Origin of the sequence: Roseivirga echinicomitans (assembly GCF_001592935.1) — a bacterium.
GTDB lineage: Bacteria > Bacteroidota > Bacteroidia > Cytophagales > Cyclobacteriaceae > Roseivirga > Roseivirga echinicomitans.
Window position 1 is genome coordinate 262,362 of the sequence record NZ_LRDB01000023.1, and the last position, 21,200, is coordinate 283,561.

Here is a 21,200-nt window from a genome sequence, read left to right on the forward strand (position 1 = left end):
GTTCTAAATTAGAGTTTCTCATAAATAATGGCTGCACCTTGGCCTACACCAATACACATGGTGGCCAATCCGTATTTTACATTGTCGCGCTTTTGCATTTCGTGAAGCAAAGTGGTTGAAATACGAGTCCCGCTTCCGCCCAGCGGGTGACCAATAGCAATTGAGCCACCGTTTACATTCACGATGTCGGGGTTCAATCCAAGTTCTTGGATACATGGAATGGCTTGGGCGGCAAAAGCTTCATTCACTTCCGCCAAATCAATATCGTTCACAGTAAGTCCTGCTCTTTTTAATGCTTTTTGTGTAGCAGGAATTGGCCCCACACCCATGCAATCGGGAGAAACACCTGCAATGGCCATAGACACTACTCGTGCCATTGGTTTTAAACCAAACTGCTTTAAAGTGGCTTCATTGACAATTAAACTAGCTGCTGCTCCATCGTTTATTCCTGAAGAGTTACCAGCAGTAACAGAACCTCCTTTTTTGAAAGCCGGAGCCAAAGAACCCAGTTTTTCAACTGAAGAAAGTCTTGGATGTTCGTCTTTATCAAACAAAATTGCATCCCCTTTTCGTTGCGGAATTTCCACTGGCGCCAGTTCATTTTTGAACCTTCCTGCTTTGTGAGCCGCTTGGTATTTCAGCTGTGTATTGTGTGCAAATTCATCTTGTGCTTCTCTACTCACTTTCCATTTTTCAGCTACGTTTTCAGCCGTTTCCCCCATTGTATAAGGGTAATGTAATTCTGAAAGTTTCGGGTTAATAAACCTCCAACCAATCGTAGTATCATACATTTCTGTCGCTCTGCCATAGGCTCTTTCAGACTTGCCCTGTACAAACGGGGCTCTCGTCATGCTCTCTACACCACCAGCAATATAAGCGCCCGCCTCACCCAACATTAATGCGCGGGAAGCGTCCATAATCGACTGAAGGCCAGAAGCACATAATCTGTTTACGGTAACCCCGCCTGTTTCAATGGGCAAACCTGCCAAAAGCAACGCCATTCTGGCTACGTTACGGTTATCTTCGCCTGCTTGATTGGCCGCTCCAAAAATCACATCCTCCACAAATTTCGGGTCAAAAGAAGGGTTACGCTCCATCAAAGCCTTGATGACATGAGCCGCTAAATCATCGGGGCGGACCGATGCTAATGTGCCTCCGAATTTTCCTACTGGGGTTCTTACGATATCAACGATATAAGCAGTTTCCATAAACGAATTTGGGTTTGTGATTTTCGAGACACGAATTTAACTCAAATTAAATAGCAAGGAAAAAGGTTTTGGAGGATTTACGAGTTTAGTCAGGTCGAGCGAGATATTTAACAAAATCAATCGTCAGCTGTGTGGTTCATTATTAAATGACTTCCAACTCAAAGTGATTTGGTTATATTTGCAGCCTAACTCAAAAAAGACATGATACAACGAATTCAGAGCATTCTTTTACTAGGCGTTTCTATTTGTATGGGAATGGTTTTGGCCTATTACATTTGGGGCGAAGCCAATCCAGAAAAAACAAAAGGGATTCTTTTCTCTGCCATTGACATGCAAATCATTGATTTTGGTCAAGGTGTTGCTGATAAGACTGATGATGTAGTTATTGAAACGCAGAGCATGTGGTATCTTGCTGGACTTGCAATTTTGGCCGCATTGGTTTCACTCTTTTCTATTTTTCAGTTTAAGAATCGTCTTAACCAAATGAAACTTGGAGCTTTAAATTCCCTACTGATGGTTTCATATTTAGGAATTTGCTTCTTCAAAGTGAATCAGTTTGAAGAGTTAGTGAACCCCCAGGTTCAAGGAAACTTCCAGCTTGGTTTCTTCTTACCTGCTGTGGCTTTGGTGTTGAATGCAGTAGCCAATCGTTTTATTCGTAAAGACGAGAAATTAGTAAAGTCGGTAGATAGGATTAGGTAGCAGAAAACGGCAAAAGCCTATTGCCACCAATCTGGTTTCCCAAGACTCCCCTTTAACCTACAGTCAGTGCAATAGCGATGGGCCAAAAATTTCTCCCCAGAAACTGGATTGTAATCATAAAGGTCATAAAGCTTGCGTATTGAAATTGCGGCTGCTTTCTGGGCATAAGGAAGATCCGCAGCCTCATAAAACTTTGCCAATGACCCAAAATATTGTTCTACTACGGAGAATTCTTCACAGGTTCTCGATACATATTCCATCACTTCTGGATCTAGGTCAAAAAGTGTTAGGAAGACTCGTTTACTACTAGCCCCAGCAACTTCAAAGTAACCTAAGACTTGTTCATCTTGAGAATCGATGGGCTTAATATTACCCACGATTACACCTTGTTGTTTATCAAACAACGAACCATTGGACTCGTTGAAGAGTTTTATTTTTCGATAGTAGACATATGCCTGAGGACTTATTGCCCGCTGAGTTATTTCGATAGAATACATGGTAGTTACGCTAAAGTCTTTCGATGGAGAAAAGCTCACTGGTATTTCACTCAATTCACCATTGATATTATTAACCGAAGTGGCCAGTATCAGATCATCGAACCTATTCTCTCTGTAGCATTCACGTACATCTTCAACAAAAGGGGTAAGCTCATATTCCTTGGATACCCCGACACGTACTTCATTTGCTTGCCACATTTTAATGTGTGGAACTATAATCTGATGGGCATCGGTCCACTCATAACGATAAAACTGAGTGCTTTGATCAGCATCTTTTACATCAATATAAAACTGAACCCCTGGTATAGCACCATCTTTTTGGTCAGTTGCTTCCAATGCAAAGCGATTATAAATTTCACTTATCTCTGGTGCTTGAACCAATTTTTCAAATGATGACTGATATTTTTTTCCTTCGCTTGTAGTAATGAACAGCGCATAACTTTTCCCAGGTACTCCAGCAAAGGTGTCAGGAGAAAAATAAGAACCAGCACTTTGTTCATTGAAATCAACGCGCATACCTAGGTCGTCCTCTATCCAAACTTCTGCACCTGAGACAGTATTTAAGAGATCATCCACATCGCCACCTACTGGAGAAGTATAAGTCAAGCGAACCCTATGGGCTTTTGCTTGATCAGAGATATTGGCATCTACTACCAATAATTTATCGAATGAAAACGATGCTGTTTCTAGGTCTTCAATGCAACCCATAGAAGTAAAAACGACCAAACAGATCAGTAAGAACTTCTCTACATTTTTGTTGTTAGTATTTTTCATTCTTCTGTTCTTTTCCATCTTTCTTTCAATTAAGTGAGACTGGAAGAGCCATTTAAACAAACCCTACACTGACTGCAAAACTACTTTTTCTTCAAAGCACTCTATTGCCACCACGTTGGTTTTTCCAGACCGCCTCTTCTTCTACAATCTGCACAAAAGCGGTGAGCCAAGATCAAGACTGGTCCTGTATCGGTTTCATAGATATCATATAGTTCATAAAGCTCCCTTATCGGAATTGCTCCCCCTCTTTGTTCTTCAGGAAGATCTGTTGCCTCATAGAACGTGTTTAACGACCCGTCAAATTCTATGGAGGGATATTTTTCACAAGGCCTAGTTACATATTTATACACTTCTGGATCTAACTCCGAAGAATCTAGAAAGACTCTTTTGCTGCTTGCTCCGGCTACTTCAAAATAACCAAGAACTTGTTCATCAGGAGAGTCGATCGAGATGATATTACCAACGATTATACCTTGTTGTTTATCAAACAACGAGCCGTTCGATTCATTAAAGAGTTTTATTTTTCGATAGTAACTATATGCCTGAGCACTTATTGCTCGTTGAGTTACCTCAATTGAATACATTGTAGTTACATCAAAATCAGTAGCTGGCGAAAAGCTAATCGGTACTTCATTCAACTCCCCATTAATATTGGTAGCTGAGTTAGCCAGAATTAGTTCATTGAATCTGTTCTCTCGGTAGCACTCCTGAACATCTTCATTAAAAGGGGTAATTCTATAGAACATAGCTAACCCCACGTAGTAGGTGGTGGCTTCATATTTTTTTATATAAGGAACCATAATCTGATGGGCATCCGTCCATTCATATCGATAAAACTGTGTGCTTTGATCAGCATCTTTTACATCAATAAAAAACTGTACCCCTGGTGTAGCACCTCCTTTTTGGTCAGTTGATTCTACTGCAAAGCGATTATAAATTTCACTTATCTCTGGTGCCTGAACTAGTTTTTCAAATGATGATTGATACCTCTTTCCTTCATTTGTGGTAATAAAAAGCGCGTAACTTCTTCCTGATACTCCAGCGAAAGTGTCAGGAGAAAAATAGAAACCAGCACTTTGTTCAGTAAAATCAACGCGCATACCTAGGTCGTCTTCTATCCAAACTGCTGCACCTGAAACAGTATTCAAGAGATCACCCGCATCGCCATCTACTGGGGAAGTATAAGTTAAGCGAACCTCATGGGCTTTTACCTGATCGGAGATATTGGCATCTACTACCAATAATTTCTCATAGGTGAAGGATGTTGTTTCCAGTTCTTCAATGCAATCAGTAGTAGTGAAAACGACCAAACAGATCAGACAGAGTTTTGAAAATATTTTATAACTAACCCTTTTCATTCTTCTATTCTTTCCCATGGTTTCTTCAACTAAGTAAGACTAGAATAGCCTTTGAGAAATAATTCTACACTGAAAAACTACTCTTCACTCAAAGTACTCTATTGCCACCAATTTGGTTTTCCAAGACTGCCTCTTCTTCTACAATCTGCACAAAAGCGGTGGGCCATAAATTTAGTCCCTGTATACTGATCATAATCATACAGTTCATAATTCTCTCGTATCGGAATCACACTGCCTCTCTGCTCTTCAGGAAGATCTGTAGCCTCATAAAAGGTTGTTAATGATCCGTCAAACTCTATGGCAGAATACGTTTCACAGGGTCTAACCACATATTCCCAAACTTCTGGATCAAGCTCAGAAGGAGCTATAAAAATTCTCTTACTACTTGCTCCTGCAACCTCAAAATAACCAAGCACCTGCTCATCAGGAGAGTCGATAGAAATAATGTTACCAACGATTATACCTTGCTGTTTATCAAACAACGAGCCGTTCGATTCATTGAAGAGTTTGATTTTTCGATAATAGCTATAGGCCTGAGCACTTATTGCTCGCTGAGTTACTTCAATTGAGTACATTGTGGTTACATCAAAATCAGTAGCTGCGGAAAAGCTAACTGGTATTTCATTCAACTCACCATTAATATTGTTAGCAGAGGTGGCCAGAATGAGTTCATTGAACCGGTCCTCTCTGTAGCACTCCTGCACATCCTCATCAAAAGGTGTAATCCTATAGAACATAGCTAACCCTACGTAGTAGGCGGTGGCTTCATATTTTTTAATAATGGGAACCTTGATCTGATGGGTATCAGTCCATTCGTAACGATAAAACTGAGTGCTTTGATTAGCATCTTTTACATCAATAAAAAACTGTACGCCTGGTGTAGCACCTCCTTTTTGGTCTGTTGATTCTACTGCAAAGCGATTATAAATCTCACTTATTCCTGGTGCTTGAACCAGTTTTTCAAATGATGACTGATATTGTTTTCCTTCGTTTGTGGTAATGAACAGTGCGTAACTTCTTCCAGGCTCACCAGCAAAATTATCAGGTGAAAAGTAAGCACCAGCACTTTGCTCAAGGAAATCAATGCGACTGCCAAGGTCATCTTCTACCCAAACAGCTGCACCTGAAACGGTATTCAAGAGATCATCCGTATCTCCATCTACTGGGGAAGTATAAGTTAAGCGAACCTCATGGGCTTTTACCTGATCGGAGATATTGGCATCTACTACCAATAATTTCTCATAGGTGAAGGATGTTCTTTCTAACTCTTCAATACACGATGTTGTAATGAACACCACCAACCAGATCAGGAGGGTTTTTACTGATATTTTGAAGTTACCCTTTTTCATTTGTATGCTCTTTCACCATGAATTTTTTAATAATGGAGATTGGAATTCCCTCCTCTGTAAAGCCTTCAATAACTAGTTCAAAATCTCCTTCAACATCAGATGTATTAAACTGAATTTGTTGAGTACCTTCCTGATTTACCTTGTAATCTGGTAGCCAAAGCAGTTGAATTCTTGAATCCGGAATTCGTAGGTCTTTTATATAGTCTGTCTCTAGTTGCGGAGTTTTTACTTCAGGTGTAAGTAAATCGAAAGCCAAATGGTTGGCCGTAATATCAAAGCCTCCCAAATTACCTTCAATAGTGTTGAAACTAAGCACCCCGTCTGCAATCAAGGACCCGAAGAAGTAGCGCTTGTTAGCGACATCAACACTTTTTATACGATATGGGCTAAATTCCAGCAAGTCGGAAGGATTAACTGGCACTCCATCAAGTAATACAAGCGATTCCATTTCATAGTTGAAAGACTGATCTAAAATGTGTACCACAAAGCGTTTCACCCCACGTTTCTCTCTTACACCAGCCACCGGAATGTACTCTACAAAGTGTTCTTTCAAAGTTCTAAACCTTACATAATCATCAAATTCATAATGGGCGGTAAAAGAGTTAATTGTGGTTGGTATGTTGTTTTCAACTTCCGAAGAGTCAATAAAGGGAGTGAAGTAAGCATTCTCCAGCTGACTGATGATACTCCTTTCTCTAATCTCGGCAAGCTGGGTAGTGTCTATGACAATGGGAAAGAAATTTAATCGATGCTCCTCTTTGAAATTATTACTTAGCTCAAAGGAATATTCGTTATCGAACTCTGGCATAGAAAGGTGTGCAGCAGTTGTTTTCCCTCTGTTCACAGTTTGGTACTCCAACAAGAACCTTCCTTCACGGTCTGTTCTTGCTACAGACATATTCAAAGTACTTTCTCCTGTTAAGCTGAGTACAACGTTTTTATTAACAACAGAAACTGTATCTCTCTCCGTTTTCAATGTGCCCTCAAGTAATTGATAGCGATATTCTGGTAAGAAAGAAATATATTCTGGCAGTGGCTTATTCTCTATTGTCTCAAAGCTCGATGCACGCTGTAGCTCGTTATAGTCAAGGTTTCCAGGCAAACTCAAACCTTCTTTGGAAAAGATAGAATGGAGCTGTGGTTGCTGACTTGCAAAAGTTTTACGGATAGATACACTATAACTTCCTTTAGCAAGGTGCTGTTCCATTACTATAGGCGATCGAGTCTCAAATGTTGTAGGCGATGTCTCTTGCCCTAATTTTGTATTAAATAATGGAGCTACAAACCTTGATATTCCTTGAGCATCTTTAAAAGAAACACTTAAGACATCTTGAGGAAGTTCAGTTCTCTTTATTCTAATTGGGTAGGTACTTTGAACATCTCGTTCGATAATTACTTTCCCTTGATGTTTAATATATAACCGACCAAACTTGACCTCTCCAACCGGTGTCAGTTCAATTTGATCATCGCTATGCAAAATATTAAGCCCTACTCCAGTATCCGTAGATATTGGAAGGTCAAAAAACTGAAATCCACCCTCGGGATTTTCAAGAAGCAATTGATAGTTTGTTTCTTTTTCAGGAGTAATTTCAAAAGCTCCGATGCCATTAGCATCGCTGGTTATGTCTGCTATTTGCTTTCCTCCTTCACTAATTACCCGTCCTTTCCTTGAAAGTAGTTTATCTCCCTGATGAACTTTAAAAACCACATTATTGTTAACATTTGTAACTAAAGCACCAGAAACGGTACTGAACTCCACTTCAACATCAGCCGCTACAATGGCTGAATTTATATGCCCTTGATATGGATTAATAAATACAAGTGGTGCTTGTGCTACATCATCAAAGTTTCGCATCCAGCGCGTGTAGGCAACAAGGTAGTATTGACCGGTTTGAGTACTTGATGGCACAAAAAACTCTCCACTAGTCTTCCCGTTTTCGAGCTGGTGCTTACGTTGGAATATAACACCACCTTCCCCAACTAACTCAACATAGAGATACTTACTCAGAGAGGAGGGTTTGTTTGTAGTATTGCTCAAACAGAAAGCTGAATACTGAAGTGTTTCTCCAACCAGTAAATCATGTGCATTGACATCAATGAACACTCGCTCTCTTACGTTTGGCGCTTGAGCAAACACCCCCATGGTAATTACTAAAAGTAGTGTAAGTATGGCTAGGCAGCGATTTGTTCTTTTGTGAGTTTGTGTCATCTCCATTAGAATTTAAAGTTGTAAGAGATGGTTGGAATCGGAGAACCAAACACGGACAGTTTGTAGCCTTTAACTACACCATCTTCCAAATCAAAATAAAGAGAGAATGGGTTTTTTCTACCGACCAGATTATAAATTGAAACTGACCAAAATGAATGCGCTCCTTTTGTAATTCTATGCCCCCATTTTAAGGTGAACCCCAAATCCATACGGAAATAGTCTGGGATTCTGAATTCATTCCTATTCGAATAGTTGAGAATTTCGACACCGTTCAGCTTGTAAAGTCCAGTAGGAAATGTGATTGGTCTGCCAGTACTGTATGCAAGATTGTATGAAACGGTAAACCTAGAGGTCACTTCATAATTACTTACCAGATTTATGGTGTGCGGCTTGTCATAATTGGTAGGGAAATATGCGCCTTTGTTAACCGTCTCTTCATCAAAATCTCCGCTGAGCTTAATAAATGTGCGCGCATATGAATAGTTAAACCAACCATTCAATCGCCCTGTTGTTTTCTTTAAAGAAAGTTCCAAGCCATATGATTTACCGGGGCCTTGAAGCGCAATAGATTCTATCCTATCGTTTAACAAGAAGTCCGCACCAGTTTTAAAGTCCAATAGGTTATCGAGTTTCTTTCCATACAATTCAAGAGAGGTCTCTAGTTCACCGTCCATGAAGTCTTCGTAATAGCCAACTGATATTTGATCTCCTGTTTGAGGTTTTATGTAACTGTTGGAGAGTCTCCAAATATCGGTAGGTGACAGAGAGGAACTGTTGGATAATGCATGTAGGTATTGCCGGCTTTTATCATAACTGACTTTCACCGAACGGCTCTCCCCTAACATATACCTTCCGGCTAATCGTAGCTCAGGCCCATGGTATGTTTTTATAAACTCTCCTTTCTCGTGGAGCGTTTCTCCTGTTTTGGTGTCTGCATTTTTCGGAGCGTTTTCTAAATACAGGCTAGTAACCCCTGGCCCAAGGTAGGTGAAGAAACTATAGCGAAGTCCATAATTAAAGCTCAGCTTTTCACTCACTTCGTGTTTATCTGAAAAATAAACCCCTCCTTCAATTCCTTGTTCAGGACTTAATGCAATGGGAGCGACAATTGATTCTGCTCCAACTGGTGATTTGGAACCAGGGTTGATATCATACCGTTTTGCTTCAAGCCCAAAATTGAACTGATGAGCCACCTGGATATCCTTATTCATATCCAGCCTAGCTCCATATTCTTTTATTCCAAAATCTTGTGCAAAAGCATTTTTCACCAATTGGGTTGCCTCGAAATCATAGGTGTATTTACTGTAAGTTGCTATTAGGGACGCATCCATAGTTTCATTGAACCTATGTAACCATTTGGCCGTTGCCATTTCATTGATATAAGAAAAATCAGAGAATGAGAAGAGCGTATCAGAGCTCAATCGGAAGTCATCTTTACTCAGGTAGGCAGAAAGTGATAGTTTATTGTCCTGATCAACTTCATGGTCATATTTGACAATAAAGTCACTGAAAGACACTTTATTACCCTTGAAGTCTGAATGCGCTATACTCTGAAGAATCCAATCAGAATAGGTAACTCTTCCGCTCGCTAAAAGAGAAGATTTACCTTCTAATATTGGAATTTCAGCAGTAACTCGTGAAGTAATCGGTGAGATACCTCCTTCCACAACAACCTTTTCTTTATTGGCTGTTTTAGCTGTTATTTCAAAAACGGAAGACAACCTCCCTCCACGGTTAGCCGGAATACCGCTTTTAAAAATATCCATCCCCTCAAGCGCATCAGAGTTGAAAACAGAGAAGAATCCCATGAAGTGAGAAGCATTGTATACTGTAGCACCTTCGAATAAGAATAGGTTTTGATCTGATTTCCCCCCTCTCACGTTGAAGCCTGCAGCTCCTTCTCCCACGGTTTGAATACCTGCAAATGTGGTGGCCACTTTTAAAATATCTTTCTCCCCCAGTACTACAGGTACTGTTTTGGATTGTTCTACGTTAAGCCTTTCAACGCCCGTAGTCAATCGCTCTATATTTGCCCCTCTGTTAGCTTCTACAATTACCTCATTCAAAGCAATCACATCCACATCCATCCCTATGTCCAATTGCCCGTCTGAAAAGAGGATCAGGTTTCTCCTAGCCCTTTTCATTCCCGTAAACTGGACCTGAATTTCGTGTTTCCCATTTGTTATGGTCAGGGAATAAAAACCATCCCTCCCTGAAGTGGTCCCCTTATTCCCATCGGGAGTATATACAAGCGCTCCCTCGATCGGCTCTCCAGTGATACTCTCCTTTATATAGCCTACAAGGGTAGAATTACTACCTGCTTTGAATTGTGCACGACTTCCTACTTCAAATACAAAGTTTTCTAAGTCTTTACTATTCTGTGTTTCTCCCTTAAATTCCTTCGTAAAAAGCAGTTCTTTACCCTCTTCTATCTCAGTTTCTTCTTTTCGTTTATTAGCTTGGGTCAACACACTACTCACTATTTCAGGAGTAGATATAATGGTGATCCCGTTGGTCAAATATATTTTTCTGTCTTGCAAATAGTACCGAACAGAAGTGTTTTCAAAAAGTCTACTTAGAACATCCTCTACAGGCGTTTGACTGAATGTACCTGTGAACTGCAATGAATCAATCCAGTCATTTTTATAGAAAAAAGTATAAGCCAGTCGGGCTTCAATATCTAAAATAACTTTTTCTAACGAAGCGTTTTCATAGCTCCCTGAAAAGGTTGGTTCGTTTTGCTGAGCAAAGCCATTGAGACTTAAAGCCAATAAACTGAGTACTATTATTTTTCTCATTGGATGGAAAGGTTATCACAGTACTTGGCCAAGTGGATCAGGAAATTTTCCTTACCTATTCTTTTTATCTCGCGAGACTCTTTTAATCGCATAAACTTCTTGATCTCCTTTTTATGTGATGGAAATTGCTTCAGATAAGACCCTTTATTCTTAACTCGCACTCTCTCATTATCCGTTAATAAATAAAACTCATCGGTCCGTGTGTATTCAAATTCTCGGTCCTTAATATCTAGCTTTTTAGCACTTTCTTTAACAAAAGAAAGTTGTTCTCCCTCAAAGATTATAAGGTAATAGCCAGTTGCTTCATTCTTGGGTTTAAAAACTCCTGCTGGTGTTCTGAACCAGTTGACTAGCTTTTGGTCTAAGCTTACCGTTTGATAGGTTAATGGATGTGAGATATATGCTACCTGCTGTTCTATATTATATTTCATTCGAACGCTGCTGTAGAGTTGGTTATCATACATAATACTCGCCTCCATCCAGTCCAGCGTATTCTCCATAAAAAAAGCATTGACCCTTGGCCGTTGTGAGACTAAACTTGGGAGAGCGCCAGTCATTGGCTTGATATTCACCGAATCGAAACGCATACTATACCAAGTATTAATATCTCCTTCTAAATTAAAATCCTTAAGGCTGTATTGCTGCCCATACCCCTCCAACTGGATAAGCATGAGTAAAACTAAAAGAGGAATACACTTCATATTTCAGGTTAAAAAAATTAACTCCCCACTATACGTAATCTACAATTTATACTTTGAATAGTTAAATAACAGACGTGGTTGAGCCAAATATATAAAACATATAAGATCAATTGCAAGTAAATTTATGAGAGCCCCATATTTTTCTTACTTACTGGCATATGATGTTTAACAATCAAGACACAGCATTCCCTGATTTGGTTGTGGCGGGTGGTTGCTTTTTTCTTTAATTGGTCAGTACATAGTGATTGAGCAATAGACCAGCGCGCTAAGTTCTAAATAGGTTACAGTTTAACTCAGCATTTTTTTTCAACTCAATTTGGGAGGGGTTTCACCCAAAAGTAACTAAGGAAGTATATAGCAGTCTGCAAATTGAACTTCTTACCCTTTCAGGTATCAGTTCCTACTCTCTAAATCAATGGTAGCTTATCTTTTCAAACTTATTAATACTTCTTCTTACTGATTACCCAGTAAGAGAGAGGGACAAAGAACAAAGCGGTGAAAGTACCGATGGTCAAGCCACCTATTACAGTATAAACGAGCGGTCTTTGAAGGTCGGCACCAATACCGCTTGAAAACACTACTGGTAATAATGCCAAAATGGTCGTAATCGAGGTCATCAATATGGGCTTGAGCCTTATCTGACCTGTTTTTGCAATGGCATTCTGCAATACCTGACGCTTGGTATTTGTTGGGTCACTTAATGAAAATTCTTCCCTCAATCTGTTTATGGTATCAATTTTCAGGATGGCGTCATTCACCATAATTCCCAACATTACGATAATACCAATGGCCGACATTACATTCAAAGTTCCTCCAGCGATCATTAATACTAATAGTGCACCAGCCACACCAAGCGGTAGTGTTAGAATTACAATTAAAGGTTGAACCAGTGATTCGAACTGAGCTGCTAAAATAAAATAGAGTAGCAATACAGAAATCATTAAAATGAAAATCAACTGCTGAAGGTTTTCTCTGCCTTGGAAATAAGCGCCATCAAAATCGACAGAGAGACCATATTGAGCAGCCCTTGCAGGCAGTTGCTCCTGTAGTCTATCAATGGAAGCATCATCAAGGTTCTCCCATTCCAAACTCTGGTAGATTCCGGTCTTATCGGCTGTTACGGACTTGATGTCTTTAATGTACTCGAATTTCACAAAGTTGGACAGCGGATACATTTGATTTTCCCTGCCTTCTACCGAAATGCCATTTAGCTTACTTCTGAAATCTTCAGTTCCACGTTGAATCCAAATTGGAGTAACCTCTCCAAAACGTCTAATTTCTGTCACTAAATAGCCATCCAATGCTTTTGAGAGTGCATCTTTCATTGCGTTTTCAGAAATACCGTAAAAAGACAAGGCTTTATTATCGATAACGGCTTCCATAGATTCACCGAATTGAAATCCATTTCCAGCACGTGGTTTTTCATTAACTAGTTCTGCTACATCTTTTTCAAGATTGGCAAACATTGCTTCATCAAGGCGTTCACTGCCCGAAAGCTTTTTCCACTTTGCTATAAAAAATTTTTGTTCTGAGCTAAAAATCTGATCGAAAGCATTCGGAGCATCTTCCACTTGAAAAGAGGCAGTTCTATAAGTGTTCTCTAAAAATGCCGTTAGCTTTTGTTCCAAATCTAACTTTGCATCCATTGACTCCGACTTAAAATACACTTCTGCACTTTCAATCGAGTTACTCTGCTCAGCCAAAAGAAATTGCTTCAGTCCAATATCTGATTCGCTTGGAGTAGCTGACGCTGTTTTTTCAAGAAGATCCAACACCCTCCTTTTATTCTCTTCAGCATCCAATGGTTCGTTCCACTGAATGGAAAGCAAAGTCTCTGTTTTTTCAATCGCAGGCAATCCTTCCTTATGGGCGCCAATGATCATAAAATAGGCAAGAGGTATTAACGCTAATAGCAAAATAAGGCTCAAGGTTTTAAATCGCCAAACTACTTTAAAAGTCGATTTATATAGTTTCAAAATTCCTTTAAAAATCAAGCTATCCTCCTTAATGGGGCTTTTCAGATTTTCAAAAAACTTACGATAAAGGAGCGGTAACAACACGAAAGCCACCATAAGGGAAGTACCCAAAATGATAGCTACAGAAAGTGCTTGATCATAAAACAAAGCGCCAGAAAGCCCATTCAGAAAAACCAACGGCACAAAAACAGCCAAAGTGGTTAATACAGAGCTAATTAGCGGAGTCATTACCTCATTTACCCCTTGAATACAGGCTTCTCTTATGTCCAAGCCGTCCTTCCTTTTTCGTGTAATGTTGTCAATAACAATAATTGAATTGTCAATCAACATTCCTAAGCCAAGCGCTAAACCACTTAATGAAATGATATTAACAGAAAGGCCAAAGGCATAAAAGAACAAAAAGCTTATCAATAGGGAAATGGGAAGTGTAATCCCCATCATAATTGGCATACGTACATTCCCCATGAAAAGGAAGAGCACCGCAAAGGCAAAGATACCTCCATAAATAAGGCTAGTCTTTAAATTGTTGATTCCAGCGTTAAGCAAAAGAGATTGATCTTGTGTAAGCTCAAAATCTGTTTGAGGGTAATCTTTTTTAAAATTCTCCACAGCTTCATAGAGTAAGGGAGTCAACTCTGTCATTTTCGCCTTGGCTTGCTTATGCACAGTGACCACCAAACCTTCCTTCTGATTACTCAAATGATAACCTTGTCTTTTATCAGACTGAAAGCTAACTTCGGCAATATCACTTAGCTTAATTACATCGCCCTCTCTATTTATGATCGGAAGATTTTCAATCTCAATGATATTATCCAATCGATTGGCTATTCGAACAAAATAACGGTATTGACCATCCTTTACCGAGAGTCTTCCCAAATCTCGGTTGGCTCCTTGTAAAACTTGATCAATCTGTTGTTCTGAAAGACCAAGTGCTCTTATTTTTTCCAAATCGGGCGTAATGCTTATAAACTGGCCTTGAAAACCATTAACATCCACAATTGAAACCCCGATAATTTGTTCAATTCTTTTCTTTAAAACCCGATCGGTTAGTTCTGAAGTTTGTGTGTAATCAATCCCCTCTTTCGGGATCACTTGAATTCTTGCAATAGGAATATCAGAGGTATTAATTCTCACCACTTGCGGTCTATCCATATCGCGTGGTAGGCTCTCTTGAAGCCTATCTATTTTTTCATTGATCTCAATATAAGCCAAGTCCATTCGGGTACCGAACTCAAATTGCAACTTGAGCATTCCAGTTTCGCTATTGGCAATACTTTCAACTGACTTTAAGTTATTGAGAGTATTTAAGGAAGTACGGATTGGGTTGAGAATACTATTTTCAATAATACTGGGCGGATTATTGGGGTAGTTTACCTTCACAATAATGGCAGGTACCTCAATATTGGGCAATAAGGAAACTGGCAACCTTTGTAAAGCCAAAAAGCTAAAAAACAAGATGCCTATAAAGCTTAGAAATACCGCGACAGGTCGGTTGATCAAAAATTTAACCATTGCTTACTGGTTAGAATTGGTGAGATCTACTTCGGCAATGCTAACCTTAGCATCGTGCGCTAATTGAATATTATTGGTAAGTACTACTTGATCGCCTTCTTTAAGACCGTCCAGTACTTCTACATCCGTTCCGTTATCGAGCCCTATCTCTACATACTTCCACTGAGACATGCCATTCACTACAGTAAAGATCACCGACTTTCCTTGCTTAATTACCACCGCTTCTCGTGGCACAATAATATGGCGTGCTTGCGGAACACGTACAATTGCCTGGGCATTCATACCGGGCAACAATCCTTCCGGTTGACTCAGTTTAAGTTCTATTTGAACCATTCCGGTTTCGTCTACCCTCGGATTGATTTCATTTACTGTAGCCATAAATGACTGGTCTCTACGTGCCAATGGAAAAATATCTGCTACAAGACCACGCTTGATAAATCCGAAATCAGTCTCTAATATTTTGGCGGTAAGGGTCAGGTTTTTATCATTATAAATAGAGCAAAGCACTTTCCCTGCCGAAACAAGGCTTCCTTCTTTGGATGCCAAGTCAACGATTATACCATCAGAAGGAGATTTAATAATGGTGTTATTCAAATTGATTTGAGCTTCGCGAAGCCCTATTCTAGCATCCTTCAAACCCGAGTTTAGCTGGAAAGAATTACTAACAACTGCAGTAATTTTAGAGCCCCTTTGAATAGAGTCGCTTTGGTAATTGAGGTAAGCCTTATCATAAGCAACTTGAGCTTTTTCTAGCGCAAATTTTTCTTTATCGTTTTGTAGTTGACCGATGACTTGGCCTTTTTTTACCCTTTGCCCATTTTCAATACTGAGTTCCTGTAAATAGCCACTGGTTTCAAAAATAATTTCCAGCTCATAGTCCGACTCGATGGTACCCGTAGCACTCACTAAAAATTCGAATGGTCTATATTCCGCAGTGGCTACTTTTACTTCTGTGGGCTGTACTTGTTTTCTTAATGCTTCTTGGTCAACCTCCTCAACCTCTACCTTCTGGTCCTTACAAGCTAAACACAATAGAAAACACGCAGATATAAAAAAAAGTCGCTTCATAATAGGCCAAAATAATGTTAAAATATGATTTCAAAAAACTAATTCGGTAGTTATTTAATATTAAATTAAAAATTAGTGCTAAATATAGCTGTCATCTTTTCAATTATTCATTTTAAATAGCTGGTTCTACATTCATGAATTCATTGTCGATATCTAATTCTAGGGCTCCCCAATATCTCCCGATCCTTATCTATAATATAGCCATTATAGCCCTCAATAGTCTCCCCATTAGCCTGCCTAAAGAGTGACTCCTTATCTACAACCACATCGTATTTATAATCCAACTCCGTCAACCACTGTTTCACTTTAGTCTCCGAGTCGGCTTCTACATAAATCAGATAACCCATATTCTTCTTAATACAATCCGCCACCGCCAATTCGATTCGGTAAAGGTTATCCTTTTGCCACTTTCTATAGATATAAGCAACATATGTATTTCTTTTGAGCTCAAAAGGAGACTTTTGGTTTTCAGCTTTAGGTTGAATAGAAACTACAGGTAGTTCAGGCAGAATTAACTTTCTTGGTCCTGAAGAACAAGAGAAACTCAATGCGGCTAAAAGCAATGGTAAGAGGAGTGATTTTTTCATCAGAAATCAATTTTAGCGATTACAATTACTGGATTATCATCTGTTTTAATAGCCTCAGTCACCTTTTGATAATTCATTAATGATTCTGGGTACTGCTTGGCCAAGTTCAATACATCGCCAGCATGGAATAGGAAAAGCAAGCGATCCCCATCAATAAACTGAAAAGCTGGAGCAGTTTCTTCCATACTCTTGATCAGCTTAGACGCTCCCGTTTTCTTATTTAGCAAAAAATGAAATGCTTTAGGCTTATCTGGATTTTGTTGAAGCAGAATATAGAAATAGGCATAGTTTTTCGATTCAGAGTATGCCAGAATAAAGGCCGTGCCGTTATTCATAATTCTTTCAAAATTCTCATATGGATCCTCGCTTTCGAAAGCGTTCTCTTTCAAGTTGAAATCCCCAAAATCGAATTTACGTGTCGGTATTAAGCTGTCCTGCTCAATTTTATACACCTGATTGTTGAATGGCTCAAAATAGAGAGCCCCATTTTCACTTCTCCCAAAATTATTCACTCCCATAGAGAGCATGTTCCTGTCAACTATGGGATAAAATTCACTCAGCAGTTCTCCTTTAAGGTTTCGACTATGTAGGTTATGCTTATTTTCAAAAACGGTATTACTGCCTGTTGAAAATACATAGCCAAAATCCGTCAACTCAAAAGAGGGGTAAGTGCTTTCTTCAAAATCCATGGATTTAATAAACTCCCCAGTTTTTGAATAAAAAGAAAGAGATGACCCTTTGCCTTGTGAGAGGATCACCAAACTATCGCCAGATACGACAAAACCTGATGGATTCCTGTATTCTGTTGGGCCGTCACCAATTTGGCCAATGGTGTTCAAGAAATTACCAGAACTAGCGAAACGGTGCACTTTACCTTCTTGACCAGAAAAGATGAAATATTCACTATCTGCCTTTCTGATCATGTTGAAATCACCTATAACAACCTCATCAGTAGCCAAGGGTATGATTTCGAGTTCAGTACTCGATAAAAAGGCGTTAAATTCTTCTGGCTCCAATTCATCGAATAGGATGGTGTTTTCTTCCTTAGCCGAATTACAGGAAACTAAGCACAACAACATTAAGTTAGCCGCCAGTAATCGCATTTTTAGATTCAAAATCATGCCAAGCCTAAGGTTGGTTCAAACCAAATATAACAGTTAAAACTAAAACATTAATCAATCACCTAATTTTATAGTCGTTGATAATTGCCTTAATCTAAATTTTATTAAATTTATGATGATTTTTATTTTCATTTCAACCTAATAAAGACTTATTTAAAGTTGAATATCTAAGACCTTATTGTTTTTCAAGATGAAGCGACCTTTTCGAATGGTAATAGTATTTGTGGTTTTAGCGATGATCGGTATCGCTTTTATCCCAAAGCTAAACGTGAACTTTACCCCGCGCTACACAAAGCCTGCCATTACTATTTCATTTACCCTCCCAGATTCATCACCAGATATAGTAGAACGCTTGGCAACTTCCCCCCTCGAAAATGCCATTTCTCAAATTGAAGGCGTAAACAAAGTAACTAGTGTTTCTGGGTATAGCACTGGAAGCATTGAACTGTCCTTCGATAAAGGAGAGGACATGGAGTTCCGTAAATTCGAGATCAACTCACTAATTCGGAACATATATAAGAAATTACCTGAAACCATGAGTTACCCCATGGTTGAGCAACGTGGTGGTGAAACACAAAACCAATCTGAATCCCCTATACTCCTCTATTCGATTAATGGCCCTTATGCTTCTTACAAAATTAAAAAGGATGTAGACGAATACATTCTGAAACCGCTATCTGCCATCAGTGAAATTAAAAGAACCGAATTAACTGGAGCCAACGAATTGCAAATCACGGTTGATTTTGATCCTCTATTATTAATGAGGTACGGGCTTTCCAAAAGTGACATTGTAAGTAGTCTGAACCTTTTTCAAGACAGAAATTACCCTGGCATGATCAAGAACCCTGCGGGTCAGCAGTTCTACTTCAGAAGCTCCTCAGAACTGACAAGTTTAGAAGACTTAGAGCAAGCCGTAATCAGCAATATTGAAGGCAAAGAACTTTATTTAAAGGATATTGCCAAGGTTTATTTAGAAGAGCAAGAGCCGAGAAGTTACACTCGAATCAATGGTCGTAATGCAATTAACTTACAGATTTATGCACGGGAAGGTGTCAATAAAATTGTATTGGCCAAACAGATACGAGACCGAATTGAGGAATTGCAATCCACAGTACAAAGTGATCTAAGCATTTTATTAGAACAAGACGACACAGAGTTCCTTAACAAAGAGATGGACAAAATCTATCAAAGAACCTCTCTTTCCATAATTATTCTCTTGGTGTTCATCTTCCTAATCAATCGAAATCCGAGGTACTTAGCAACACTTTTTATGGGTATTGCAGTCAACCTCTGCATAACGGCCATTATCTTATATGCGCTAGATGTTGAGCTTCATATGTACTCCATAGCTGGACTCACGATTTCCTTTGGGTTAATAGTAGACAATGCCATTGTAATGATGGACCACATGTACCGAAAGAAAAATCGAGGTATTTTTGTAGCGCTTTTAGCCGCCTCACTAACCACCATTATGGCACTGTTAATGGTGCTGCTTCTACCCGAAGAGGACCGAAGAAACCTTTCTGATTTTTCAATTGTAGTGGCCATCAACTTAGCTGTATCATTACTTATTGCTTTATTTTTCACCCCTGCCCTTTACCAGCTTTTGTTTAAAAAAGAAATTCAAAAGAGCAAGTTATTCAGTACCCGCCAACTCCGTAGAAAAGTGAAATGGTTTAAGGGCTATTCTAAATCTATTGGCTTTGTAGTTCGCTACAGAAAGGCTTTTATCGTTATCGTTATTCTAGGTTTCGGTTTACCCGTGTTTAAAATACCAATACAATGGGAAGGCCAAGAATGGTACAATAAAACGATTGGGAGCGATAAATATCAAGACGATATACGCCCTATTACGGATAAAATTCTGGGTGGAGCAATGAGAAAATTTGCCACCGAAGTGTATCAAGGCTACTACTACAGAGATGTTAGTCAAACCCAATTAACGGTAAGGGCTACATTACCCATGGGTACAACATTAGAAGATGCCAATTATGTAATTGGAAAAGTGGAAGAGTTCGTGGATGGAGTCAAGGGTATAGATAAATACATTACTCGTGTAGATAATAGAACGGGTACAGTACGAATCACCTTCGAGCCGGAATATGAATTTTCCGCACTACCTTATCAGCTCAAAGGACGCCTACAGGCCAGGTCTGTCGATTTAACTGGGGTGCAGTGGTCAATAGTAGGAGTAGGTCAGGGATTCAACATTGGTGGAGAAAGAGGTGAATCACAAGAATTTGGCATTAGAATGCGAGGCTATAATTATGATGAATTAAGCCGACAAGCTGACATTCTAGCTGTAAAACTGGAGAACCACAAAAGGATACAAGAAGTAAAAACCAACGAACAAATTGGATACAATTATTATAGTTTGAAGGGAAACGAATATGTGCTCTACTTTGATGTGGATCGAATGGCCAAAGCAGGTATAAGCAGAGGAGCCGTTACCAATGTGCTCATCGATTACACTTTACCAAACTCATCATCAGCATCAGCCAATTTGAACAATGAACGTACTCCTATTTTTGTAAAGGCCATGAATGCCAAAGCCTTTTCTAAATATGATTTAATGGAAGAAGCTCTTCCCATCGACACCAGTCGTCTGGTAAAAATCAACGACTACGCCACTATGGTTTTTGAAGAATCCGCCAACCAAATTCACAAAGAGGACCGACAGTATTTAAGACAATTAGGATTCAAATATTTGGGGTCTGGAAAATTTGGGGCCGAATACCGAGATAAGATGATTGAAGAAATGAAACTTATTATGCCTGTAGGCTACCAAATTGACACCCAAGACCGTTTATTTCGTTTTGACAAACAAACAAAACAGTATGGTTTATTAGGCTATTTAATTATTGGCATTTTTATAATTTGTGCCATCTTATTTGAAAACCTGAAGCAACCCCTCTTCATCATTATCACCATCCCTATCTCGTTCATTGGGCTTTTTCTCATCTTCTCTTTATTCGATTTCTCTTTTGATCAGGGAGGTTATGCAGCTTTTGTCATGCTCGGAGGGTTGGTAGTAAATGCAGCAATTTTCATTGTGAATGACCTTAACAACTCTTCATTGAAAAAGTATAATCGGGCTGTTTTAAGGGCTGTCATAGGTAAAGCACAACCCATTATGCTTACGATACTTTCCACCTGTTTTGGCTTAATTCCGTTTTTACTCGAAGGAGAAAACGAGGCTTTCTGGTTCGCTTTGGCCATTGGCACTATTGGTGGACTAATGTTTTCTACTGTAGCCGTTTTTCTTTGTCTTCCAGTTTTCCTTACCAAGAAAGTTAAAAGAGCATAATGCCTTCTTATTTGTTTCCTTCCAATATATTTG

13 protein-coding genes are annotated in these 21,200 nt (G+C 39.2%); 2 read left to right on the top strand and 11 right to left on the bottom strand.

What is annotated here, in order from left to right; translation table 11 throughout:
- Positions 1-8 precede the first annotated feature (8 nt).
- Positions 9-1,208 carry a thiolase family protein gene (locus AWN68_RS12505; RefSeq protein WP_068416137.1) on the bottom strand — a complete coding sequence of 400 codons (1,200 nt, stop codon included), beginning with the start codon at positions 1,206-1,208 and terminating at the stop codon, positions 9-11.
- 201 nt (positions 1,209-1,409) lie between these two features.
- Between AWN68_RS12505 and AWN68_RS12510 the strand changes: the two genes are divergently transcribed.
- Positions 1,410-1,910, top strand: coding sequence for a DUF4293 domain-containing protein (locus AWN68_RS12510; protein WP_084362855.1), 501 nt, complete (start codon positions 1,410-1,412; stop codon positions 1,908-1,910).
- Between the two features lie 17 nt (positions 1,911-1,927).
- Here AWN68_RS12510 and AWN68_RS12515 read toward each other — a convergent pair whose 3' ends face one another.
- From AWN68_RS12515 to AWN68_RS12560, 10 genes are all read right to left on the bottom strand, one after another.
- On the bottom strand, positions 1,928-3,199 hold the full coding sequence (locus AWN68_RS12515; protein WP_068416142.1) for a DUF4249 domain-containing protein: 1,272 nt from the start codon (positions 3,197-3,199) through the stop codon (positions 1,928-1,930).
- 83 nt (positions 3,200-3,282) lie between these two features.
- Positions 3,283-4,557 (bottom strand): DUF4249 domain-containing protein, encoded by a 1,275-nt coding sequence (locus tag AWN68_RS12520; protein WP_084362856.1) that lies wholly within the window; start codon positions 4,555-4,557, stop codon positions 3,283-3,285.
- 80 nt (positions 4,558-4,637) lie between these two features.
- Positions 4,638-5,888, bottom strand: coding sequence for a DUF4249 domain-containing protein (locus AWN68_RS12525; RefSeq protein WP_068416148.1), 1,251 nt, complete (start codon positions 5,886-5,888; stop codon positions 4,638-4,640).
- Positions 5,875-8,097 carry a hypothetical protein gene (locus AWN68_RS12530; protein ID WP_157716195.1) on the bottom strand — a complete coding sequence of 741 codons (2,223 nt, stop codon included), beginning with the start codon at positions 8,095-8,097 and terminating at the stop codon, positions 5,875-5,877. Before AWN68_RS12530 ends, AWN68_RS12525 begins: the two co-directional genes overlap by 14 nt.
- A 5-nt stretch (positions 8,098-8,102) precedes the next feature.
- Positions 8,103-10,895, bottom strand: a complete 2,793-nt coding sequence (locus AWN68_RS12535) for a carboxypeptidase-like regulatory domain-containing protein (protein ID WP_068416153.1) — start codon at positions 10,893-10,895, stop codon at positions 8,103-8,105.
- Positions 10,892-11,596, bottom strand: a complete 705-nt coding sequence (locus AWN68_RS12540; RefSeq protein WP_157716196.1) for a hypothetical protein — start codon at positions 11,594-11,596, stop codon at positions 10,892-10,894. Before AWN68_RS12540 ends, AWN68_RS12535 begins: the two co-directional genes overlap by 4 nt.
- A gap of 440 nt (positions 11,597-12,036) precedes the next feature.
- The gene (locus tag AWN68_RS12545; RefSeq protein WP_068416158.1) at positions 12,037-15,084 is read right to left on the bottom strand and encodes an efflux RND transporter permease subunit; all 3,048 of its coding nucleotides are present in this window, start codon (positions 15,082-15,084) and stop codon (positions 12,037-12,039) included.
- A gap of 3 nt (positions 15,085-15,087) precedes the next feature.
- A complete protein-coding gene (locus AWN68_RS12550; protein WP_084362857.1) occupies positions 15,088-16,152 on the bottom strand; it encodes an efflux RND transporter periplasmic adaptor subunit in 1,065 nt (354 codons plus the stop codon).
- A gap of 140 nt (positions 16,153-16,292) precedes the next feature.
- Positions 16,293-16,739, bottom strand: coding sequence for a hypothetical protein (locus AWN68_RS12555; RefSeq protein WP_068416167.1), 447 nt, complete (start codon positions 16,737-16,739; stop codon positions 16,293-16,295).
- On the bottom strand, positions 16,739-17,860 hold the full coding sequence (locus tag AWN68_RS12560) for a 6-bladed beta-propeller (RefSeq protein WP_068416170.1): 1,122 nt from the start codon (positions 17,858-17,860) through the stop codon (positions 16,739-16,741). Before AWN68_RS12560 ends, AWN68_RS12555 begins: the two co-directional genes overlap by 1 nt.
- 190 nt (positions 17,861-18,050) lie before the next feature.
- Between AWN68_RS12560 and AWN68_RS12565 the strand changes: the two genes are divergently transcribed.
- Positions 18,051-21,167 (top strand): efflux RND transporter permease subunit, encoded by a 3,117-nt coding sequence (locus AWN68_RS12565; protein ID WP_068416174.1) that lies wholly within the window; start codon positions 18,051-18,053, stop codon positions 21,165-21,167.
- The last annotated feature ends 33 nt before the right edge of the window (positions 21,168-21,200 follow it).